Below are 22,565 nucleotides of genomic sequence, written 5' to 3' on the forward strand. Positions count from 1 at the left end.
CAAGAAAAGGTAGGGTCTTATGATAAAAACACTATTGATAGCCTATCAGATCGCCCCGTACCGTATCCCGGTCTATAACACGATCGACGCATCGGAGGATATCGATCTTACGGTTTGGTTTCTGGAGGAGAAGGAAGCCAACCGGGAATGGAATATTGATTATCAGGATATGCGATTCCGGTACAGCTGCCTGCGCGGGTTCCATTTGTTCATTCAGCGTATGGATTTCGGAGTGCATATCAACCCGGGTTTATTCTTTAAGCTGGTACGCCTGAATCCCGATGTGATTATCACCACGAGTTATGACGCGATTGGCTATTGGGTCAGCTTGTTCTACGCCAAGCTCTTCCGTAAAAAGTTCGTCGTCTGGTGGGGCAGCACGCTGGAGAGCAGCAGAGTGAAGAACCGGGCGATGAATGCAGTGCGCGGATTGTATTTCCGTTCGGCAGATTCCTTTGTAACCTATGGCTCGGACTCAGCCAGATGCCTGAACCACTACGGCATTCCGGATGAGAAAATGGCTGTCGGCTTCAATACGGTGGATATCCGCTATTACTACCGGAAACGCCTGGCGGTTAAGCCTCATAAGGAAGAGGAGGGGCTGCTAAATCTCCTGTTTGTCGGTCAGCTGATCAAGCGGAAGGGCCTGGAGGAGACCATCCAGTCCTTGGCCCGGCTGAACCATGAGAACTGGAGACTGCGGATTATCGGCACGGGACCGGATGAGAAGAAGCTGAAGGAAATGGTCCGGCGGTATGGCATGGAAGAGAAGGTGCTATTCGAGGGCTACAAGCAGAAGGAGGAGCTGACCGGCTATTTGGCGGCAGCCGACTGCCTGCTGGTCCCTTCGCTGATTGAGGTGTGGGGGCTTGTGGTCAACGAAGCGCTTGTCTCCAACACCTTCGTGCTGGCTTCCAAATATGCCGGCGTGACGAGTGATCTGATTGTCGATAAGGAGAACGGGATCATCGCCGATCCTCTGGACCCGGCCAGTATGGATGAAGCGATGCAGTGGCTGTTCGACAATGTATCCTATTTAAAAGCAGACCGGAAGATCAAGCTGAGCATGTGGAAGAAGCTGCATCCCACGACCTATGCCAAATCAGTGGTCCGGGCCATCCGGATGGCGAGCCGGCCCAGCCATTAAAAGGAGCGCTCTCCGGTAGAGCGGGCGGTTCAGAGATTATTTCGAGAGAGGTGCAAGGCTATGAAGCCGAAAATTGTGTTCGTGATCAATTATTTTTACCCGGATTATGCTTCCACCGGCCAACTGCTGACCGAGCTATGCCTGCATCTTCAGAATGACTTCCAAATTACCGTCATTGCTTCGCAGCCCGGCTATTCCGGGGAGGCGAACACAGAGAAGAGAAGATTCATTACCGGTCACCTGGAGAATATTGAAATTATCCGTATCCGTCTTCCTGTCGTCAATAAGCTGAATAAATGGAGTAGGCTGCGATATATCGTAACCTACTTTTTTTATGCCATTGTTGCCGTGCTGAAGCAAAGAAACGTGGATTTTATCTATACGATCTCACAGCCGCCGATCCTCGGCGGGCTGATCGGAACGATCGGCAAGCTGCTGAAACGGTCGAAGCATATTTATAATATCCAGGATTTCAACCCGGAGCAGGCGAAGGCGGTCGGCTTCATGCAGAATGCCAGGCTGATGAAGCTGGCCCAGTGGGTCGACACCCTGAACTGCAAGCTGGCGGATCACATTATTACGGTAGGCCAGGATATGCAGGAGACCCTGCTGAGACGGTTTGCCAACAAGAAAGTGACAGACAATACCGTCATTAACAATTGGACCAATGAACAGGAGATTATTCCTTTAAGCAGGGAGCATCCGCAGGTCCAGGGCTTCCTCGAGAAGCATGGCCTGCAGAATAAATTCATTGTGATGTATTCCGGGAACCTCGGGCTCTATTACGATCTGGAGAACCTGATCAAGCAGACGGCAGCCTTCCGTCATCTCGATGATCTCGCTTTCGTCTTTATCGGAGAGGGAGCAGTGAAAGCCAAAATGCAGGAATATGTGGCGGACCACGAACTCTCGCAGGTCTACTTTCTGCCTTACCAGCCGAAAGAGGATCTGGTGTACTCCCTGAACGCTGCCCATGTACATCTGGTAGTTAATCAGAAGGGAATCAAGGGTGTCTCCGTTCCCAGTAAAATTTACGGGGTTATGGCTGCAGGCAAGCCGGTGCTTGGTGTCCTTGAGAACGGAAGTGAGGCGTACCGGCTGATACGGGAAAGCAATTGCGGTCTTCTCGTCGAGCCTCACAGTTATGAGGAGGTTGTCCGCAGCGTGCTGGCTTTTTATGAATGGGATCGTGAAGAGCTGGAGGCCTGCGGGATGCGGGGAAGAGCCTATTTGGAACAGTATTTAAGAAGAGAACTGTCTCTTGAACGTTATAGAGAGCTGCTGCTGTCTTTAAAAATCTCATAAAAAAGGTGGGGGAATTCATGAAGCTGGTGTTATTGTCCGGGGGTTCCGGAAAAAGATTGTGGCCGTTATCCAACGATTCCCGCTCCAAGCAGTTTCTCAAAGTACTGGAGAATGAAGAGAAGGAAATGGTCTCCATGGTCCAGCGGGTATGGGGGCAGATCGAGCGCAGCGGACTGGGTGCATCCACGTTTGTAGCTACGGGGAAATCGCAGATTGAAATGATGCACAGCCAGCTCGGCCAGCATGTGCCTCTGATCATCGAGCCGGAACGCAGGGATACCTTCCCGGCCATCGCGCTTACAGCGGCCTATCTGTATTCCTTCATCGGAGTAGATCCGGATGAAGTGATCGCCATTCTGCCGGTGGACCCTTTTGTGGAAAACCGCTTTTTTGATACCGTCAAGCAGTTGGAAGAGGTTGTGTCGGCAACGGGAGCGGATCTTGCACTGATCGGCGTGCAGCCCACGTATCCCTCTTCCAAATACGGCTATATCATCCCTGAAAGTTGTGCGGATTCCTCCGGCGGCAGCCTGAAAGTCAGCCATTTCCGTGAGAAACCGCAGGAAGAGGAGGCTAAAAACCTGATTGCCCAGGGCGCCCTGTGGAACTGCGGAGTGTTTGCCTTTAGGCTCGGCTATCTTATCGATATATTGAGCAGGCAAGGCTTGCCTGTGAACTATGAGGAGCTGTCGGAGCAATATGACCAGCTGCCCAAGATCAGCTTTGATTATGAAGTGGTAGAGAAGGCAGCCCATATCACTGTGGTTCCCTATGAAGGCTACTGGAAGGATCTCGGGACGTGGAACACTCTTACAGAAGAGATGAAGAACAAACAAATTGGCAGAGGGACGATCAGCGGGGATTGCAGCAACACCCATTTGATCAATGAGATTGATATCCCTGTATCCATTATTGGTTTATCCGATATTGTCGTGGCGGTGAGCCCGGACGGGATTCTGGTCACAGACAAGAGCGAAAGCCCGAGAATCAAGGACTACATTGATTATAATCAGGGACCGATGTATGAAGAGCGTCAATGGGGCTGGGTGAGAATACTGGATGACCAGTCGTATGAGGACGGACGCTGTGCCGTTACCAAACGGGTATGCATTCTTGGCGGCAAAAGCCTCAGTTACCGGATGCACACCAGCCGGGAAGAGGTTTGGACCATTATTAAGGGAGAGGCAGAGTTTGTGCAGAACGGGAATTTCATGCTTATCGGCCCGGGCAATGTTCTGCATATTCCGATGAAGACATTGCATACGCTCAGAGCTTCTGCCGACCTGGAGATGATAGTGGTCCAAAGCGGGCAGGTACGGGAACCTAACCGGATGCTCGAGCTGTACCCTACATGGGATGAGATGTCACAGCACTGCTTCAAAACCTCCTGAATAGCCGAATCATCCTAACCCAAAGGAGGCCAACACATGCATGCAATCGCCGATCAGCTGGAGGAAATCGTTCAGAGGCGTTATAACCGCTGGAAAAATGCAGAGCTGCCCGCTTATCTCAGCAAAGAGCTGAATGAGCTGAAGTCTGCGGAAATTATCGACCGCTTCTATCAGGATTTGCAGCTTGAGGATCACGGCATTTACGGAATTACCGGGGTTGGAACGAACCGGATGAATATATTTACGATCCGCCGCGTCTGCCGGGGACTGGCTGAGGAGATTAAGAGCCGCGGTTTTGCCGCCGGGCAGAGAGGCATAGCCATCGGCTATGATTCAACTTCCTTTTCCAAAGGGCTTGCGGAGCAGGCGGCGCTCGTTCTGGCGAATCATGAGGTGAAATGTTATCTGTTCCGCCAGCCTTCTCCCGCAGGTGAACTGGCCTTCGCCGTACGGTATTTACATGCTGCCGGAGGTCTGCTCATGTCGAGCGGGGGGGAGGCCTCTAGCTACAGCGGCTGTACCCTTTATGATGAGCATGGAATGCCGGTAGAGACAGAAACCAATCTGCGCTTGGCCCGTTACATGGAGCAGTGGGAGGATGGGCTTCATATCGGATTGATGAATGTAGAGGAGGCGGCCCGTACGGGCCGCCTCGTCTTTACCGGGGAGGAAGTCGCCAGCGCCTATCTGGAAGATGTGGACCGGATTCCGGTCTCCCGGGAAATCAATCAAATCATGGGCGCTTCTGTGCGTATCCTTTATATCCAGCCGGGGCAGGGGGAGGCAGGACTGCTGCGCAGCACGCTTCTGCGTTCCGGCTTTACCTCTGTACATGTCGTTCAGGACCCGAGGCTGCAGAGCGCGAAGTCGTCCTCCCAATACTTTGAGCTGTACGATTGGCGGCTGGCGAATGAGGCGGCTGCGGAGATGAATGCAGATATGATTCTGGCGTTCAACCCGCAGTATAGTGAGCTGGCCTTGTCCATTAAGACGGAAATGGGCAAGTATCTTGTATTAAGCCACAGTGAAACGGCGGCGCTTCTTCTCCACTATCTTTTGCGGCAAAAGAACAACAGGGGGGGAAGCACTGCCGGTGGAGTGCTGCTTAAGTCTTTTTTTACAAGTGATCTTGCCTCGGCTGTTGCCCGAAAAGAGGGGATTAAGACGATCAATGTTACCGGAGGTTTTGGCGGAGGGGCATCGCTGGGGAAATTTTGCCGCTCGGGCAATCTCCCTTTTCTGTTCGGTTACGATGAGGACGGCGGATTTGCGGTCGGGGGCTCCATTGCTGGCAGTGATGCCATTCAGTATGCTGTGCTGATTGCCGAGATGTCAGCCTATTTTAAGTCCAGGGGCAGAACACTTGGCAAAGAGCTGCTGGAATTGTATGCGGAGCACGGCTGGTTCGCAGATGACAGGATAGAGCTTACATACCGGGGGCTTGAAGGCCGGCAGAGGGTAAGCTTTATCATGGGGCGGCTGAGCAAGGATGCGTTAAGAGTAGTGGGCGGATTAAAGGTTGAGCAGTTGTACGACTTCCGGGCCCGGGAGCATATCCAACTGGCCAAAGGCAAACATTTAGCGCTGGATATGCCGCGGTATGACGCGCTCAAATTTATAATGGAGGACGGGTCCTGGTATGGTCTGCGGCCGGTATCTGCACAGCCGGGCATTCAGCTCTTCCTCGGCAGCCATGCTTCTGACAGCCTTACCAGCAGGCGGAAGCTTGCAGCCATACGATCCGACGTACTGTTCATGCTTGAAAGCATGCTGTAAAACTGAAAATTTTTATTTGTTTACAATGTTATTCGAAACGAATATAATTGAGTCGACAAATACTCTTATTGAAGTTTTTCTTGAGGGCCTTAAGGACTGTCTGAAATTGCGGAATGTTGAAAATGGGCATGTAAAGAGGCGTGGAAACGGGTTAAAGCAATAGTTTATGTTTTTCGGGTCGCGTATTGAATAATTATTATTTGTTTATTCGCTCTAATAATTCGAATGGAGGAATTTGAGTGGAGTTAAAACAGTATTGGACCGTAATCCGAAAGCGATTATGGCTGCTGGTCCTGCTTGTTGTTGTGATTACTACCGCCACGGGAATATACACGTATGAATACACCGAGAAGCAGTATACGGCGTCAACGAAGCTTATTGTAACCCCCAAGCAGGAGGTTGAGCTGCTTGGCGGCAAGCTGGATCTAAGCACCATCAACTCCAACATCCGGCTGATAGCGACCTACAAGGAGATCATCATGTCGCCGAGGATCATGAATCTGGTCGTCCAGCAGTATCCTCAGCTTGGCCTCACATCCGATGAAATGCTGAAGAAGGTAACTGTATCCGCCGTCGAGGAATCCCAGGTGATGTCCCTGGAGACAGTGGATACTTCTTACGCTCAGGCAGCTGCAATTGTGAATGCAGTGGCTGCCATATTCCAGTCAGAAGTGCCCAAGGTGATGAAAATAGATAATATCAGCGTCCTCAGTGAAGCCAATCCGGCGGATACTCCAGATCCTACATCACCACAGCCTCTGCTCAATATGATTATCGGGCTCGTCCTGTCCCTGATGATCGGAACGGGACTTATGTTCTTGCTCGATTACCTGGACGATACGATCAAGACGGAAGCGGATATCCGCGATGTGCTGGGTCTCTCTACGTATTCGGCAGTCCCGGCGATTACCCAGCGGGACCGGGTGGCAGCCCCGAGAAATACAGCCAAGCCGACGAGGAGGAAGAAGAATGTCACGTTCGAAGTCTAAGCATTATCTGATTGCGGATCCCAGTCTGGATTCCCCGGCTGCCGAGGCCTACCGCAAACTGCGGACTACTCTTGATTATTCGCACCAGGATGAAGGCATCCGGACGCTCATGATTACTTCGGCATTAAGCGGCGAGGGCAAAAGCACGACTGCCGCCAACCTGTCGATGGCTTACGCGCAGTGCCGGAAAAAAGTGCTGCTGATTGATGCGGACCTGCGCAGCCCGTCCCAGCACTCCATATTTAATGTAGAGCAAAACCCGGGAATCAGCGCGGTTCTAAATGGCCAGGCTCTGCTGGAGGATGTGCTTGTGCCCGTGCTTGACGGAACATTGGCGCTGCTCCCGGCCGGCCCCCTCTCAGGCAACCCAGCGGAGCTGCTGACCTCGCCGCGGATGAAAGATTTGCTGGCTGAGCTTAGCGGGAAGTTCGATCTTATCCTGATTGATACCCCTGCACTGCTGACCTACAGCGATGCCCAGATCATTGCGGCCCAGTGTGACGGCGTCCTGCTGGTAGTCAAGCCGGGCAAGGTGAAGAATGGCGCTGCGCTTAAGGCCAGAGAGAGTCTGGCGCTGGTTAAGGCCCGGGTTCTTGGGGCCGTTCTGAGCAACGTCAACCGCAGAAATGCCGGCCGCTTTATCTACTAGAAGAAGAGTACAGGAGAATAGCTATGAATGCTTTCATTTATCTCGCTTTTGCATTGCTCCCGCTGGACAATTTCCCCTATATGTTCGGCGGAGCATACAAGCCGGTTTCTCTGATTTTTATCGTGCTGTATTGTGTACTCAAGATTCCGGTACTGATCCGGATGAAGTTCCAGAGAAAGGAGATCTGGATCTTTATCGTTCTGGTATCGGCAGTCCTGATCTCCGCAATCCTGGGCCTGCAGAACAATTACTCCTTTGCGGGGCTTCAGGATGCAGTGGTTTCTCTGGCCGCCGGCATCATCATCTATCTGAGCTTCAGAATATATGTGCATTCGAGCGAACACCGCAAGGATTCATTCCTGACCTTGTTCCGCTGGATGTTCAGAGGATATTGGCTGGCCGTCATAATCGGTCTGCTCCAGCTTGTATATATGTATGCCTTTCATAGCGGCGCGCTAAGCAGTGTAATCGGTTTTTTCGTCCAGAGGGATTCTTACGTCACCGCAGGACGGCTGCATTTTACATTCTCGGAGCCATCCTACATCGGGCTTCATACCAATCTGCTGCTGTTCCCGGCCTATCTTATCCTGAAGAAATACAATTATTTAACGAAATCCGACAAAGTGCTGTTATGGATCTTTATCCCGTTATCGCTGCTCTCCTTGTCTATCCGTTACTATTTGGATCTGCTGTTTTTTGTGGTCGTGTATGTCATTATTACCAGCAAGCCCGAAAAGTTCCTGATGTTATTCATGAAGTTTATGATGTACCTTGCGGCTGCTGCTGTTCTGCTGAATATCGTCTTTGTTAACAATCTCTTTCAATTAAAATCCGATCATTACTATCGTATTCTGCATATCTACGAGGATCCTGCCAGTATTACGGAAGATAATTCATTCAGCATCAGAAGCACTTACTCCAGCCTGGGTTTTCGATCCTTTCTCGATAAGCCGTGGTTCGGGTATGGAATGGGGAATTACTATTACGGCTTTATGCATAATTTGGACCATATTCCCGTTGACACCCTTGAAGAGAACGAGGAGCTTAGGGAAGCTAAATACAATCTGACCCTCCCGCAATATAACATGTACACCCGGCTGCTGTCGGAGTTCGGCCTGCTGGGGATTATGCTGATTTTTTTATTGCTCTCTTTAGTAAGGCTCAGCCACAAGGGCAATTTCCCGAAGCTGATGGTCGTCCTGCTGTTGTATTCGCTTCTGCAATTTGATTCTTTTGCCTTCATCCAGGTGCTCTTTTGGGTGGCTATTCTGCAGAGCGAGGAGGTGTCCCGGCTGCGGATTGGCAAGGCAGAGAGCACAGAGAATAAAAGAAAGATGGCTAAGATGCATTCGGGCCCGTGGGTCCAGCTGCGGAGGTCAGAACATTATCCCAAGTGACAATGAAGGTGATCATAATGAAGAAAATCTGCATTATCGGCCAATTTCCCCCGCCTGTGCACGGATTGTCCAAAGCACTCGAGACACTTCTGAATTCCCGGCTTTTTAACGAAAAATACGAACTTACCCATGTGGATATCAAGGACAATAAGAAAGTTGCTGCTCATATGAGCATGATCAACCGCCAGGACACAGATATTTTTTACTTTACCATTTCACAATCCAAGTGGGGCAATCTGCGGGATATGTTTATTCTGGCCAATCTGTTCAGGAAGGGCAAAAAAGTGGTCATTCATTATCACGGCGGCTACTTCAGACAGCTGTACAGCCAGTTTAATCCCCTGCAGCGGGCCATCAACAAGAAGCTGCTCGCGAAAGTGGATGTGATGATTGTCCTCAGCAAAAGTCTGGAATGCCTGTTTGCCGGGATTGTCGATGCCGGGAAAATCAGAATTTGCGAGAACTGCATTGAGGACAGCCAGCTCTTAACCTCATGGGAATACGAGAGCAAAATCTTCAGGCTGATGGAAACCGGTAAGCCGCTTGAGGTGGTATACCTGAGCAATTTCATTAAGAGCAAGGGATACTTCGATCTGTTGATGGCAGCGGAACGGCTGAAGGACCGGGACATTCATTTTCATTTTGCCGGCAGCTTCTTCAATCGGGAGGATGAGGAGGAGTTCCTGGCCTACATTCAGCAGAACGGGCTGCAGGATAAAGTGTCTTATCATGGCGTGGTAACCGGGGAGCGCAAGAAACGGCTGCTGGAGCGCTGCGATATCTTTGCGCTTCCAACCTATTATCCCAATGAAGGGCAGCCGATCTCCATAATTGAGGCAATGGGCAACGGACTGGCCATTATCTCGACGAAACATGCCGGTATTCCCGACATCGTATCCGAGGAGAACGGCTTTCTGATCGAACCGCAGTCGCCGGAGGCGATTGCCGGAGTTATCGCCGGACTGCTTCAGGACCGGAGCGGAATGAAGCAAATGGCTGATGAGAACCGGAGTAAGATTCTACGCAGGTATAAGGAAGCAGACTATCTAAAACGGTTGGAACTAATTATGGATGAGGTCTGAACAATGAAGATGAACTTAGCGAAGTATGATCAATCCTGGTTCGTTAGAGGGAGAAGCGGCGCAGTAGTCATGCTGTGGTGGCTGATACAGGCAACCGTGTTCAGAGTGTCGCTGCACAATATGCACGGCTTCCGCAGCGCTTTGCTGCGTCTGTTCGGCGCACAGGTAGGCAAAGGGGTAAGGATAAGGCCTTCGGCGAAGTTCACGTATCCCTGGAAGGTCAAGATCGGTGATTATTCCTGGATTGGAGACCATGCGGAGCTGTACAGTCTGGACAGCATCGTGATCGGCGACCATTGTGTGATCTCCCAGAACGCCTATTTGTGTACAGGCAGCCATAAGCTGAATGATCCCCATTTCGGTCTCATTACGAAACCGATAGAGCTGAAAGACGGAGCATGGGTGGCTAGCCATGTCTTTGTATACCCCGGAGTAACAATCTATGAAATGGGGGTCGCAGGGGCAAGGAGCACCGTGATGAAAGATATTCCCGCGAACCAGGTTCATGTCGGATTTCCCGCCGTGTATTTCAAAGAACGATTCACGAGCTGAAAGGCTGCACCATTAAAGGAGAGTAGCAATGAGAATGATGAAGAAGGCCTCCGGCAAAAACTTTTCGTGGCTGTTCACCGGAAATTTAATTTATTCGTTATCCCAATGGGGGATGGTGGTTTTGCTGGCGAAGCTCGGAAGCCCGGCCATGGTCGGCCAGTATGTGCTGGCTCTGTCAATTACGGCTCCGGTCATTCTGTTTGCAAATTTCCAGCTTCGTGATTTCCAGGCTACCGATGCCAACAACCAGTATTCCTTCCAGCAATATTTAACACTCAGGCTGCTGTCGATGACGGCCGTATTCCTCCTCATTCTCGCTGTTACTGCATTCATTCCGCTATCCCTGAATACACTTCTTGTAGTCTGGTTCGTCTGCGCAGCCAAAATGGTCGAATCCGTCTCGGATATTTATTTCGGATTATTCCAGCGGAATGAAAAGATGGAGTATGTCGGGAAATCCATGATTCTAAAAGGGTTGTCCTCTGTCCTTGTGCTTGGGATAAGCGTCTATCTGACCCAAAGCATTGCCGCCGGAGCTTTAGCGCTTGCGCTTGCCTGGCTAGGGATACTCTTGTTCTACGACATGAAGAACGGAGCGGCTGTGCTGGGGATCAGGGTGGCAGCGCGAACAGCAAATGGCCGCCTGTCCAGCTTCAGGAGCGTTCTGGGAAGAGGGGAGCGGGCCACTCTGAAAGGCCTGCTCCTGCTTGTACTGCCGCTGGGCATTACCGCGGCGCTGGATTTCCTGAACAGCAGTATCCCCCGCTATTTTCTCCAGCATATCGGCGGTGAGGAAGCCCTGGGCTACTATTCTGCGATCGCCTACATCATGATGGCGGGAGGCACCTTTGTCAATGCAATGACGCAGGCGTCGAGTCCGAGGCTGTCGCGCTACTTCCGGGACAACCTGCAAGGGTTCAAAAGGCTGCTACTGCAGATCATGGGCCTGTGTCTGCTGCTCGGACTTGCGGGTCTTTCCGCTGCCTATTTCATGGGAGAGTTTCTGCTCAGCCTGCTATACAGCTCCGATTATGCCGCGTATAACAATGTCTTCATTATTATTATGCTGGCAAGTACGATCTGGTATATGACAGGCTGCCTCAGTGCAGCTTTAACCGTCTCCCGTTATATTAAACTGCAAATCCCGGTATTTCTGCTGACCTGTATAACGGTTCTGGCAGGTTCCATCCTGCTGATTCCCGGGTATGGAGCGGCAGGAGCAGCATGGAGTATTTGCATCGGGATGGGGACAAGATTTGTCTGCAGCTTTGCGCTGGTTCTTCATGCCTTGTCCAGGCAGGCGGCACTTGCCAAACAGGCGGAGCAGCGGGAGGCGAGGATCGCTCTCGGCGATATCGCCAGGGGATAAGTTCTTCTATTTAAGCTCACAAAACTTTGATGAGGAGCAGAGACATGAACATTACTGTGATAGGAACAGGGTATGTCGGTTTGGTGTCAGGTGTATGCTATGCAGAGCTTGGGCATCAGGTGTATTGTGTTGATAAGGATGCGGAGAAAATTGAGCTGCTTCTGAGTGGCGGCATTCCGATTTATGAGCCGGGGCTTGGGGAGATGTCCTGCACCAATATGGATGCGGGCCGGCTCCGCTTCACGACTGACCTGTCCGGTGCAGTGTCCGATGCAGAGCTGGTGATTATAGCAGTAGGAACGCCTTCGCTGCCGAGCGGTGAAGCAGATCTGCGGTTCGTCGATGCGGCCGTAAGGGAGATCGGCGCGGCCATGAACGGTTATAAAGTAGTCTGCGTGAAGAGCACCGTGCCGGTAGGCACCAATGACAGAGTCCGTGAGCTGCTGAGCGAGTTATACGAAGGGCCGTTCGATATTGCTTCGCTTCCGGAATTCCTGCGTGAAGGAACGGCTATCCGGGATACGCTGGCTCCGGACCGTATTATTATCGGGACGGACAGCCAGCGTGCTTCCAAGCTGCTGAGCGGACTGCATGAGCCGCTGAACACCAGAATATTGATCACAGACATCCGCAGTGCGGAGATGATTAAATACGCCTCCAATGCTTTTCTGGCTACCAAAATTTCATTTATCAACGAGATCGCCAACATTTGCGAGAAGGTAAAGGCAGATGTCACGGAGGTAGCCAAGGGAATGGGACTGGATACACGAATCGGGCCCTCGTTTCTGGGAGCGGGTATTGGCTATGGCGGCTCCTGCTTCCCCAAGGATACAACGGCGCTGATCCAAATCGCAGGCAATGTGCATTATGATTTCAAGCTGCTGAAATCAGTAGTGGAAGTCAATAAAGAACAGCGCTATAGTGTCATCAGCAAGCTACATCAGGCACTGGGCAGCCTGGAAGGCAGAACCATTGCGCTGTGGGGGCTGGCCTTCAAGCCAGAAACCGATGATGTCCGGGAGGCTCCTGCACTGGAGATCGTCGACAGGCTCATTCAGCTTGGCGCCACTCCTAAGGTATACGACCCGGTGGCTATGGATAATTTCCGGCGGCTGCGGAATCATTCCGGGATTCAGTGGTGCAGCTCGGCGCTGGAAGCTGCGAAGGACAGCGACGCGTTGTGCCTGCTGACAGAGTGGAAGCAGTTTAAAGAGATCAATCTGGCCGGGGTAAAAGCAGCCATGAGCGGCACCGTCCTCATTGATGGCAGAAACGCCTTCTCGGAACAGCAGGTAAGCGGACTGGGCTTCGGGTATTACCCGGTAGGCCGGCCTTCGCTCCAGGAGCCGTTTGAAATTCCGGAAGTCGTGTAGCTTTGCAAGGGGCGTTCCAGCCGGATCACGAAATGAATCCCTGCCGTAGGTGTGGCGGGGATTTTTTTGTGTTTCCATATCCCTTCTTATTTAGCCTGGGAATGGAAATTGGATTAATTTATTGTAACCAGTAAATCGAGAAACTTTTAGACCGGTTGATGCGTCAAAGGGATAGTCAAGAAAATGGAATTTTATTTATTATCCAGGAGGGTGAGCTTGTGAAGAAGTTATGGATTTCGATTTTAGCGGGGTTGCTGGTGTTTCCGATGCTGCTGCAGTCCCCGGCTCAGGCAGCTGCACCTATCAAAATTGTGATTGACGGTGTTCCCTTACCTACTGATCAACCCCCTATATCGGTGCGTGGACGAACGCTGGTGCCGTTACGGGCCATTTTTGAAGCCTTTGATGCCACCACCACGTGGAATAAGCAGACAAAAACAGTAACAGCAACCAAAGAGGGTACAACGATTATATTGAAGCTTGGCTCGACACTTGCCACGATTAACAATAAGTCTGTTATCCTCGATGTGCCTGGTCAAAGTTTGAAGGGCAGAACGCTGGTTCCGACACGGTTCGTCAGCGAAGCTCTGGGTCAGGAAGTGGTATGGAATTCCAAAGCAAGGACCGTGTCCATAACGACTTCCGGAGGTAAAGGTGGAACCGTAAGTCCGGCATCCAATGTAGTCCTGCAGGATGTGAGTGATAGCGGTGACGGACGTGATCTGCAGGTCAGCTTCGTCCGGGCGGCAGATGAGTCCATTGTTGATCATTACAGGGTATTGATTGTGAAAGCGGGGAACACATTAAACTTGTCATCCGCCCAACAGATCGCACCGTCCAATTATTCTACTGTATTGTCTACCGGAGCTAATCCTGCGTTTAAACTGAACGCTGGGTCGAGGGATATCAGCGGTGAATTAATTAAAGTCAATCAGCCGTATATTGCTTATGTTTTGGCAGTAGGCAAAGGGAATAATATCAGTGCCCTTTCGAATAGTTCAGCAACACTTACGTTGGTGAATAATATTGTATCCGCACCAACCAACATACAAGTGAATGATGTCGGGGATAATGGGGATGGACGGGATTTGTCTGTCAGCTTCAACAAGTTGCCGGATGAATCGAAGGTCAATTCCTACCGGATATTTGTAGTCAAAGCAGCGAACTATACCAATTTCAATGTGGCGGCAGCAAACGCAGTTTCCAGTTCTAACTACACCCAAGTCAGCAAGACGGGAAATAATCTTTCTCAGGTCTTGGCTTCAGGATCCAGGGATGTCGATGGAGCCCTTATAAAGCCGGGTGTGAGCTACCGGGTGTTTGTTATGGCGGTAGATAGCAGGAATGCGGCCAATCAAGTACTGTCTCCTGCGTCATCTGCGATTACGTTGTCCACTACAGGAATCTCTAGCTTCATCGTTAGTGATGTTAATGACTATGGAGACGGCCGGGATATGAAAGTGTCCTTTGTCCATCCCACAGCCGAAGCTAATATTAACCAGTATCGGATTATGGTCGTACCTACGGCTTATTACAGCGGCTTCAGCGTATCTGAAGCGAATAATGTATCCAGCTCCAATTATACAGCGGTGAGTACATCAGGAAGCAGCACCAATCAAATCCTGACCTCATCAACCAGAGACGTACGGGGTAATTTGATCAAAAATGGAACGGGTTATCAAGTATACGTGTTATCGGTTGGAAGCAACTTAAGTGCAAATGTGCTTTCCAGCGCTTCATCGGTTATTACGCTGCTGACTGACTTCAGTATGGGAGCCGTTTCTAATCTAACCGTAAGCGACGTTAGTGACAATGGTGATGGCCGGGATATGAAAGTATCCTTTAATCATGCTGCGGACGAAAGGTACATCAGCAAATATCTGATCATGGTGGTGCCAACCTCATATTACAGCAACTTCAGCGTATCCGAAGCCAATCGTATATCCAGCTCCAACTATACAGCGGTGAGCACATCTGATAATAGCACCAGTCAAATTTTAAATTCATCCTCCAGAGATGTGCGCGGCAATTGGATTAAAGAGGGAACCACTTATAAAGTGTATGTATTATCTGTTGGCAGTGGGAATTATTCAGGTTCTAATGTCTTGTCCCAGGCATCCTCGGACATTACGTTGTCGTCCAAAACCCCTGTGGTTTCCGTAACCAACGTCACGTATCAAGTGAATGACAGCAGAATACTGGCCCGCTTCAACAAATCGTCCAATGAGACCAATATTTCTGAATACCGGGTATTAGTAGTTCCGGCCAAGCAGGGTTTTGGCTTGGGTGATGCACTTGGGGTGACCTCTTCCTCTTACAAGTCCATCATTCCTAACGGGACGAATCCGGTAATTACAGCATCAACAACAGACGTCAACGGTAGTCCCATCATTAAAGGCAAAAAATATAAACTGTATATTCTTGCCGTGGCAAATAACAAGGGGATGCAGAATGGCGGCCTTTCAGATTCAACGGAGGAGTTTGAAATATAATAGTTAATGTTAAATGAGTCGTAAGCCTGACCTTCCATGGTCAGGCTTTTGTTATGTAGATAATAGAAGAAATGTATGATGTGCAGCCGTTTGAGCATTATAAATTCAGTGTGGAAGTGTAGATGACCAGAGCAGGGCACCCGGCAGTCTTTACCGCAGCTGACTCAAGAAAAGACTTTTGAGGTTAATAACGTAAATAACACAAGGAGCGGTAACGTCTGCTTGATTTCAATATCAGAAGGGTGCGAAGTAAACGATGACTCATCTTGCAGATCAGATTATTATGCTGCTGGCGGTGCTGCTGCTTGTAGGAGTGCTTTCCACAAAATTCTCTACACGGTTCGGCATGCCGGCGCTCGTATTATTTATTGCAGTGGGGATGGTACTCAGCCATTTTGTCTATTTTAACAATGCATCCCTGACCCAGATTGCCGGCATTTTTGCACTGGTCGTGATTCTGTTTGAAGGCGGGATGCAGACCAGCATGAAGGATATCCGGCCGATAATGGCGCCGGCGCTGTCCTTGGCTACGGTGGGCGTGCTGCTGACTACAGCCATAGTAGGCGTTTTTGCCAAATTCATACTGGGAGTGCCTTGGGCGGAAAGCCTGCTGTTCGGAGCGATTGTCGGTTCAACGGACGCAGCCGCCGTATTCTCTGTTCTGGGCGGCAAAAATATCGACAAAAGGTTGACCTCCACACTGGAGGCTGAGTCTGGGAGCAATGATCCGATGGCCGTATTTCTGACCGTATCACTAATCGAATGGATTCAGCATCCCGATACAGCCATCTGGAGCCTGCTGCTGTCCTTTGTATGGGAAATGGGGATTGGCCTGCTGCTGGGGATCATTATCGGCAAGCTGGCCGTATATCTGATCAACAGAATCAACTTGGATTCCACCGGTCTGTATCCGGTAATGGCTATAGGGTTTGCCGTACTGACTTATGGCCTTACAGCCATGGTTCACGGCAGCGGACTGCTTGCCGTCTATGTAATTGGCCTGACGCTGGGGAATTCCGAACTGATGTATCACCGAACCATCATGAATTTCAATCACGGCTTTGCCTGGATGATGCAGATTGCTATGTTCATTCTGCTGGGGCTGCTGGTGTTCCCGCAGGAGCTTGCAAATATCGCTTGGGACGGGCTGCTGCTGTCTGTCATCCTAATGGTAATTGCCCGGCCGGTCGGGGTATTTATAAGCCTGCTCTTTGCCAAATTCTCTTTCCGGGAAAAAACACTGATCTCGTGGGCTGGTCTTCGCGGCGCCGTGCCGATTGTACTGGCCACCTATCCGCTGCTGGCGGGTCTTCCGCAGGGAAGGCTGTTCTTTAATGTCGTCTTCTTCGTCGTCCTTACATCGGCTGTTATTCAGGGGACGACGATTTCACCGCTCGCTTCCAGACTGAAGCTGGTCGGGCGGGAAGAAGCGGGGCAACCTTCTCTCATGGAACTTGTAGCCCTTGGCAAGACGGACTCGGAATTCAATCATATTGGAATACAGCCTTCTATGCCGATTGCCGGGATGCAGATTACAGAGCTGGGGCTGCCTGATGATATTCTCTTCACGGCGATCATACGGGATAAGAATATCGTCACTCCGCATGGCAATACCGTCATTCAGGCAGGAGATACAGTCTACGTGCTTAGTCCGAAGTCTAAACGCGACGAGATGCGGGCGATCTTCCGGAGCGGAAAAGGCAAGGCGGCGCAAGCGGAAACTACCTAGGTTTAACCTTTGTATTTCATGTGATTTTTTATGCCGTAACGATGTGATTTGTGTCAATATAGGTGCTTATGCTCCAATGTGACACAAATAATAGGAGTATAACAGAAAGTTATGCTAGAATTTGCAGCAACAAAATCGTCGTAATCGTTGCAAAAAGCATAAATTCATGTTATATTGTATATAGATTTAGAACAAGTCTAAATACAATAACATATATACAAACTATAGGAGGCTATTAGAATGAGTACACAAGTAAAGAGCCAGACTGAACTGCACGCTGCTTTGAATCGCCAAACTGCGAACTGGACCCTGCTCGGAGTGAAACTGCATCATTACCACTGGTATGTGAGCGGACCGCAATTCTTCACGCTGCATGCCAAATTCGAAGAACTGTACAATGAAGCTGCAGGTTATGTGGATGAGCTGGCTGAACGCCTGCTCGCTATCGGCGGACAACCGGCCTCTACTATGACCCAATATCTGGCCCTTTCCGAGCTCAAGGAAGCCGTCGGCGGCGAAAGCGCCAAAGAAATGGTTACCCAACTTGTAAAAGATTTTGCCCTTGTTGCAGAAGAGCTGAAGCATTCCATCGCGGCAGCAGAAGAGCTGAGCGATCAACCGACTGCTGATCTGCTGATTGGTATCAGAAGCAGTGTTGAGAAGAGCGCCTGGATGCTGAATGCTTACCTGGCATAAGACCAAGTGACCAAGTGACCAAGTGACCAAGTAGCAACAATCAGGAACCGCCCATGATTCCGGGTATAGAAGCTGTTGCCGGGTTTATGGGTTGTGTGCATTGTCTGTAAACTAAAGAGTGCCCTTGCGTGATACGCACGGGCACTCTTTTTGCTAAATAAGATTTATATATATTCCTACTTAATAAACACTCCGCCGAATGGCAGAGCCTCACGGAGAAACCGTTTGATAATCCCGTCCTCATTATTGTCGCGTTCAAAGCGCCGGCTCTGGCGGCCGGCTTGGAACAGCACGGGTCCGTGGCCTGTCATCTTCCAATGATAGCTCATATGCTGGCTGGCCAGATGATTGCCGTAGACGGTCAGCTCAAGCTTGGCATTCTCGGGGTAGGCAATGACGCTTCCGGCATCCACATACAACGGGTCGAAGGGATGCAGCTCCGCTTCGCATACCGTTCCCTCAGTTAAGATGCCGATGCTGCCCCTGCCAGAGAACTTCACCTTGATGACATCGCGCGTCACGAGCATATTCTTCATGCTGAGCACCCGGGTCTGCATCGTAACCCCCTTACTATAGAAGAACAGATGCCTGAAATCATAGAGCAGATCGCTTTTTCCATCAAGCTGCAGCGTTTTGATCCGATAACCGGGAGGGAGTGCGGCAACGAACCGGCAGGGCCCGGACAGATCCGAGCGGATCAGCTTGCGCTTGCGGTACATGCCCTTGACATCCATCAACCGGTCCGCCCGGCCTGAAGAGGGACCTTGATAGGCAATAATCTGCTGCGGGTGCAGCACATGAACCTCTTCATTCTCTCCAACAGTAAAGGCAACGGCTTGTCCGCTGCCGCTGTCGCCTTCATCCTGGACATCAACGTTCATAGCTTACACTTCCTTGTTCCTGTGACTTCTTGTTTCTGTGGGTGACGCTCTCCTTGCGGACTACCGCAGCCGGTCGCTTCTTCTGGACCGGTAGCGCATCGCGAAGCGAAGCAGCCGGGTGAGCAGGAAATAACCGAATATAAGGGCAACCCCGGTAATGACCGTAACTTTAATCCGGTTATAGTAGTTTTCCCGGGCCGTACGGTCGTTTTTCAATTCCTCTACCACCAGGCTTAATTGGCGGTTCTGCTCCTGAAGAGCCTCATTCTGGGTACGGTACGTCTCCATCTCCTGCAGCGTCTGTCCCAAGGCTTGGGTCGTTTCGCCCAGCTCATTTTTGGTCTGCTGGAGCTCATCCACCGTTTGCTGGTAGCTTTCCTGCAATTGATTAACTTCACCGGGCAATTCCGAGAAATTCTGCAATCCTTTATATATATCGCTGAAGTAATTGGCCTGAGCCGCAGGAGCCGGCAGGGCTGCCGTTATCCCAAGCAGCAGCAGGGCCGAACTTAAGAGCTTGATCAATTTGCTCATTACATGTTTTTTCATTACATATCACCACCTGGTATAGGCTAATATTACTTTTATTTTAACATAGCCTGACAACTTCCGGGTACCTTACAGGGGAAGCTTGGCATCATTTGGCGGATAAAGCACATTTTTGTCCCGAGTTTTGGATATAAAGGGACAAACAGATACCATCCTTTTGAGAACGTCGCAGCCGTTTCCACTTGCACTGGGGCCTGCGGCAATAACCATAAAAGTAATACAGCATTAAAGACACTCAGGTTTCGGTTTTGCTACCACAGGTGTACAAATTATCGTATACTTTGAACGGAAAGGGGCTGATGTGATGAATAAATGGCTTAAGACGCTATTGTTTCTGGCAGGTTCTGCTTTTTTAACGCGGTTAATCCCGTTCTCTTCCTTGTTCCGCAATCTGGATACGATGGTTCACGAGTTCGGCCATGCGCTCATGACCCTGTTGCTCTCGGGAAGTGTGCTGCGCATTGAGTTGTACGCCGATCACAGCGGGGTCACTTATTCGGCCATTGGTGCGGGAGCACAAGCGATACTGGTGTCGCTGGCCGGATATACGCTGGCTTCGTTATTCTCTTTGCTGCTGTTCTATTTATATAGAAGAAACCGGCTGCAATGGGGGCTGATTTTGTCCACCGCCATAGCACTCATTATGCTGGTTTTATATGTACGGGGCGGATTCGGCATGATGTGGCTGACCGGCTTTATTGCGCTGAATCTGGCGATGATGTTTCTCTGGCCTAAGATCAGCAAATATTATTACTTGTTTCTGGCGTTTCTCACGCTTGAGGAATCCGTAATGGGTACACTTTTTCTGGTATCGTCTGCGGCATTTACACCCTCCCGTGCAGGGGATGCAGCCAATCTGGCGAGGTTGACTCCTTTGCCGGCCATCTTTTGGGCAGTGCTGTTTCTTCTATTCTCATTGCTATGCGCCAAAGGAGCACTGGGTTTCTTATTCAAGGAAGAGCGCCGGAACAGCAAGCTGGGGAATAGGTGAAATTACACAAATTTTTCGTCATCTTTAGACAAAAGAACGATCTTTCGCAAAGAGGCAATCCACTTTATAGTGGAGTGGCTCTTTTTTTGTCGATATTCTAGGTCCGAACATATATTCCATGACAAGGAGTTGTCCGCCATTATTGGTACATTAATAGAAGATCCAAAAAAAGAAAGAGGTGGAAATATGCAAGCAAGTATCCAGCCCATATTTACATGGAGTCAAAACCGGATTTTTGCAGGAGCTGCTCGAGATGTAGTTTTGCTAGTCGAGTGGGAAGGCATGGTCCAAGGTGTGGAAACGCAGAAGAAAAGCCGCAAAGTCGTTGCCCGTGAAATTGAACTGAGAGTATGGCTTGAAGCGCATGTAAGTCTGAAGGCATGTTATGGATGTGTAGTGGAGGCAGGGGAAGGAAGATCGCTGCTGCTTAAGCTTGGCAAAATACATGCGGGAGGGAGGAAATATATAGCGCTGGAATTCACTATGGCGGCGATGCCAGCGGGAAATCATGAAGCACTCTGGCTGCAGTGGCAATATAAACAACCCCCGGTGGAACGCATCCGCGAGCTGCCCTTGCATAAGCTAAGCCTAGAGTATACCCACCATACCGATGTGCTCGGCACGGCCAGCTGCTTTCATGTAGCCAAGCATTTGGAGCTGCTCAAGACAGCGATGGTAATGGAAGAAGCAGTGGCCTTACGTTCTAAGACATCCGACCCAGCTTCCTACGATAGGTTGCGCAGACAGGCGGATGATCTGCTGCTGCTGGCAACCCAATCTGGAGACATGCAGCTGGTTAAAGAGGCGGAGGCTGTGTACAAACAGTTGGCCGTGGGGATTCAGGTCTGGTGACTCTAGGAATACACAGTTTATGATCCATCAACCGGTAACTAGGGCATATACATAACTGCACTATTTCGCTGAGTGCAAACCAGAATAGCTGACAGATAGAGCGATATATAAATGTGGTAATATAGTAAAATAGTTCTATTATATTTTTGTAACGAGGTTATTAATTCCCTGTTTTTAGATATATATAACTAATTTATTTAAAATAATGGGTCTATTTTACCATAAATCAAGGGGAACTGAAAATGACAGACCGATTAATCCGGCTGATGCGCATCATTACGCTAGTTCAGGCCAAACCGGGAATTTTAGCCCGTGAGCTGGCGGAACGCTGCGGCAACAGTGAGAGAACGATATACCGGGATATGGATGCGCTAAGTGCCATGCATATCCCTATTACCCACCTGGGGCACGGGAAGGGATATGCTTTTATCGGGAACTTTGCACTCTATCCTTTAGATTTGTCGGAAGAAGAATCGGCCGCATTTTCACAGCTCCGCGGCATTATGAATGACATTAAGCCTCTGTTGCCTGCACATTTTGAAGACGCCTACGAAAAAATCATGGCTGCAGAATATAAGCAGAAGGCGGAAAGGGAAGAGAAGATGGAAAGCGTAAAAAAAGAAGCCTGGCAGCATTGGACAGAGAGGGGAACTTCACAGGGAGAGCCTTCGCCTTTTCTGACGGAAATTCTGCTGGCTATAATGAAACAGCGAAGCTTTCAGGCGGATTACAGTGAAAATGCCTATGAAGAGAAGGAGATACAGATCGATCCATACTGCCTGGTTCCGCTGGAGAACCGCTATCATTTAATCGGTTTCTGCCACCGCTTTGGCATGATCCGGGCTTTTCACATCAACGGGTTTTCGAGTGTCAGGCCGTTGAATCGTTTTTTTTCCAAGGAGCAATTTGATTTGCAGTCTTTTATGAAGCAGAAGTGGCATTTGGACCAAGACAGTCTGGAGATCGAATTTAAGGTGAAATTTTCGGAACGGATGATGGATTGGATCAAATATGAGGAGTTGTTTGTAAAGCCGAGCAAGGTGGACCGCCAGAGCCGCTTTCTCCACTTTAAGGTAGCTGTTGAACAGGATATAGGATTTGTTCGTTGGATCATGAAATTCGAAGAGGAAGCGGAGATAGTGGAGCCGTTTTACTATAGGGATATGATGAGGGTTCAACTGGAAAGGTGGCTATTGCTCTACAAATAGAGCAGGATCTTTTTGTTTTGTCATTAATTATACCCTTAAACCCTATGAGGTTAGTTAATCTTGTAAATTTTTCTTGTCTATCATGGTTTTATATAGTAGTGTTATACAATAAATAACAACTATGTCGATTAAATCCT

19 protein-coding genes are annotated in these 22,565 nt (G+C 49.9%); 17 read left to right on the forward strand and 2 right to left on the reverse strand.

The features are described from left to right. Positions 1-19 precede the first annotated feature (19 nt). From NST07_RS05235 to NST07_RS05300, 14 genes are all read left to right on the forward strand, one after another. Positions 20-1,147, forward strand: a complete 1,128-nt coding sequence (locus tag NST07_RS05235; RefSeq protein WP_038586547.1) for a glycosyltransferase family 4 protein — start codon at positions 20-22, stop codon at positions 1,145-1,147. Between the two features lie 60 nt (positions 1,148-1,207). Next, the gene (locus NST07_RS05240) at positions 1,208-2,452 is read left to right on the forward strand and encodes a glycosyltransferase family 4 protein (protein WP_341090068.1); all 1,245 of its coding nucleotides are present in this window, start codon (positions 1,208-1,210) and stop codon (positions 2,450-2,452) included. A gap of 17 nt (positions 2,453-2,469) precedes the next feature. After that, entirely contained in the window at positions 2,470-3,843 is a 1,374-nt protein-coding gene (locus NST07_RS05245) for a sugar phosphate nucleotidyltransferase (protein WP_342481175.1), read from the forward strand. Between the two features lie 36 nt (positions 3,844-3,879). Beyond that, complete coding sequence (locus tag NST07_RS05250) at positions 3,880-5,619, forward strand: hypothetical protein (RefSeq protein ID WP_342481176.1); 1,740 nt, start codon at positions 3,880-3,882, stop codon at positions 5,617-5,619. Between the two features lie 239 nt (positions 5,620-5,858). Then, the gene (locus NST07_RS05255; RefSeq protein WP_038586558.1) at positions 5,859-6,608 is read left to right on the forward strand and encodes a Wzz/FepE/Etk N-terminal domain-containing protein; all 750 of its coding nucleotides are present in this window, start codon (positions 5,859-5,861) and stop codon (positions 6,606-6,608) included. Beyond that, positions 6,589-7,257, forward strand: a complete 669-nt coding sequence (locus NST07_RS05260; protein WP_341090072.1) for a CpsD/CapB family tyrosine-protein kinase — start codon at positions 6,589-6,591, stop codon at positions 7,255-7,257. The genes NST07_RS05255 and NST07_RS05260 overlap by 20 nt, the downstream gene beginning before the upstream one ends. A 23-nt stretch (positions 7,258-7,280) precedes the next feature. Further along, a complete protein-coding gene (locus NST07_RS05265) occupies positions 7,281-8,654 on the forward strand; it encodes an O-antigen ligase family protein (protein ID WP_341090073.1) in 1,374 nt (457 codons plus the stop codon). Positions 8,655-8,671: 17 nt separating this feature from the next. Next, positions 8,672-9,736, forward strand: a complete 1,065-nt coding sequence (locus NST07_RS05270; RefSeq protein ID WP_342481177.1) for a glycosyltransferase family 4 protein — start codon at positions 8,672-8,674, stop codon at positions 9,734-9,736. A gap of 3 nt (positions 9,737-9,739) precedes the next feature. Continuing rightward, positions 9,740-10,288, forward strand: a complete 549-nt coding sequence (locus NST07_RS05275) for a WcaF family extracellular polysaccharide biosynthesis acetyltransferase (protein ID WP_038586568.1) — start codon at positions 9,740-9,742, stop codon at positions 10,286-10,288. 28 nt (positions 10,289-10,316) lie between these two features. Beyond that, complete coding sequence (locus NST07_RS05280; protein ID WP_341377440.1) at positions 10,317-11,657, forward strand: oligosaccharide flippase family protein; 1,341 nt, start codon at positions 10,317-10,319, stop codon at positions 11,655-11,657. Positions 11,658-11,701: 44 nt separating this feature from the next. Further along, entirely contained in the window at positions 11,702-13,030 is a 1,329-nt protein-coding gene (locus tag NST07_RS05285) for a UDP-glucose/GDP-mannose dehydrogenase family protein (protein WP_341090079.1), read from the forward strand. 218 nt (positions 13,031-13,248) lie between these two features. Then, on the forward strand, positions 13,249-15,522 hold the full coding sequence (locus tag NST07_RS05290; RefSeq protein WP_342481178.1) for a copper amine oxidase N-terminal domain-containing protein: 2,274 nt from the start codon (positions 13,249-13,251) through the stop codon (positions 15,520-15,522). 256 nt (positions 15,523-15,778) lie between these two features. After that, positions 15,779-17,251: a potassium/proton antiporter gene (locus tag NST07_RS05295; protein WP_342481179.1), complete on the forward strand. Its 1,473-nt coding sequence runs from the start codon at positions 15,779-15,781 to the stop codon at positions 17,249-17,251. 240 nt (positions 17,252-17,491) lie between these two features. Further along, on the forward strand, positions 17,492-17,947 hold the full coding sequence (locus NST07_RS05300; RefSeq protein WP_341090084.1) for a DNA starvation/stationary phase protection protein: 456 nt from the start codon (positions 17,492-17,494) through the stop codon (positions 17,945-17,947). A 176-nt stretch (positions 17,948-18,123) separates the two neighbouring features. On the opposite strand, the gene NST07_RS05305 is transcribed toward NST07_RS05300, so the two are convergent. Together NST07_RS05305 and NST07_RS05310 are read right to left on the reverse strand one after the other, a co-directional pair. After that, positions 18,124-18,828: an AIM24 family protein gene (locus tag NST07_RS05305; protein ID WP_038586581.1), complete on the reverse strand. Its 705-nt coding sequence runs from the start codon at positions 18,826-18,828 to the stop codon at positions 18,124-18,126. 60 nt (positions 18,829-18,888) lie between these two features. Further along, the gene (locus NST07_RS05310; RefSeq protein WP_341090085.1) at positions 18,889-19,377 is read right to left on the reverse strand and encodes a hypothetical protein; all 489 of its coding nucleotides are present in this window, start codon (positions 19,375-19,377) and stop codon (positions 18,889-18,891) included. Between the two features lie 304 nt (positions 19,378-19,681). Between NST07_RS05310 and NST07_RS05315 the strand changes: the two genes are divergently transcribed. The 3 genes from NST07_RS05315 (at position 19,682) to NST07_RS05325 (ending at position 22,428) form a co-directional block, all read left to right on the forward strand. Next, positions 19,682-20,368, forward strand: a complete 687-nt coding sequence (locus NST07_RS05315) for a M50 family metallopeptidase (protein WP_341090089.1) — start codon at positions 19,682-19,684, stop codon at positions 20,366-20,368. 186 nt (positions 20,369-20,554) lie between these two features. Beyond that, the gene (locus tag NST07_RS05320; RefSeq protein WP_342481180.1) at positions 20,555-21,220 is read left to right on the forward strand and encodes a hypothetical protein; all 666 of its coding nucleotides are present in this window, start codon (positions 20,555-20,557) and stop codon (positions 21,218-21,220) included. 242 nt (positions 21,221-21,462) lie between these two features. After that, complete coding sequence (locus NST07_RS05325; protein ID WP_341090094.1) at positions 21,463-22,428, forward strand: WYL domain-containing protein; 966 nt, start codon at positions 21,463-21,465, stop codon at positions 22,426-22,428. Positions 22,429-22,565: the final 137 nt, after the last annotated feature.

It is taken from the genome of Paenibacillus sp. FSL L8-0340 (genome assembly GCF_038593145.1).
Taxonomy (GTDB): Bacteria; Bacillota; Bacilli; order Paenibacillales; family Paenibacillaceae; genus Paenibacillus_AQ.

Bases quoted from the DNA above. Each gene is read 5' to 3' on its own strand.
- NST07_RS05305 (WP_038586581.1), bottom strand. From the start codon at position 18,828: ATGAACGTTGATGTCCAGGATGAAGGCGACAGCGGCAGCGGACAAGCC.
- NST07_RS05265 (WP_341090073.1), top strand. From the start codon at position 7,281: ATGAATGCTTTCATTTATCTCGCTTTTGCATTGCTCCCGCTGGACAAT.
- NST07_RS05325 (WP_341090094.1), top strand. From the start codon at position 21,463: ATGACAGACCGATTAATCCGGCTGATGCGCATCATTACGCTAGTTCAG.
- NST07_RS05240 (WP_341090068.1), top strand. From the start codon at position 1,208: ATGAAGCCGAAAATTGTGTTCGTGATCAATTATTTTTACCCGGATTAT.
- NST07_RS05280 (WP_341377440.1), top strand. From the start codon at position 10,317: ATGAGAATGATGAAGAAGGCCTCCGGCAAAAACTTTTCGTGGCTGTTC.
- NST07_RS05285 (WP_341090079.1), top strand. From the start codon at position 11,702: ATGAACATTACTGTGATAGGAACAGGGTATGTCGGTTTGGTGTCAGGT.
- NST07_RS05275 (WP_038586568.1), top strand. From the start codon at position 9,740: ATGAAGATGAACTTAGCGAAGTATGATCAATCCTGGTTCGTTAGAGGG.
- NST07_RS05235 (WP_038586547.1), top strand. From the start codon at position 20: ATGATAAAAACACTATTGATAGCCTATCAGATCGCCCCGTACCGTATC.
- NST07_RS05295 (WP_342481179.1), top strand. From the start codon at position 15,779: ATGACTCATCTTGCAGATCAGATTATTATGCTGCTGGCGGTGCTGCTG.
- NST07_RS05320 (WP_342481180.1), top strand. From the start codon at position 20,555: ATGCAAGCAAGTATCCAGCCCATATTTACATGGAGTCAAAACCGGATT.
- NST07_RS05300 (WP_341090084.1), top strand. From the start codon at position 17,492: ATGAGTACACAAGTAAAGAGCCAGACTGAACTGCACGCTGCTTTGAAT.
- NST07_RS05315 (WP_341090089.1), top strand. From the start codon at position 19,682: ATGAATAAATGGCTTAAGACGCTATTGTTTCTGGCAGGTTCTGCTTTT.
- NST07_RS05245 (WP_342481175.1), top strand. From the start codon at position 2,470: ATGAAGCTGGTGTTATTGTCCGGGGGTTCCGGAAAAAGATTGTGGCCG.
- NST07_RS05260 (WP_341090072.1), top strand. From the start codon at position 6,589: ATGTCACGTTCGAAGTCTAAGCATTATCTGATTGCGGATCCCAGTCTG.
- NST07_RS05270 (WP_342481177.1), top strand. From the start codon at position 8,672: ATGAAGAAAATCTGCATTATCGGCCAATTTCCCCCGCCTGTGCACGGA.
- NST07_RS05250 (WP_342481176.1), top strand. From the start codon at position 3,880: ATGCATGCAATCGCCGATCAGCTGGAGGAAATCGTTCAGAGGCGTTAT.
- NST07_RS05310 (WP_341090085.1), bottom strand. From the start codon at position 19,377: ATGAAAAAACATGTAATGAGCAAATTGATCAAGCTCTTAAGTTCGGCC.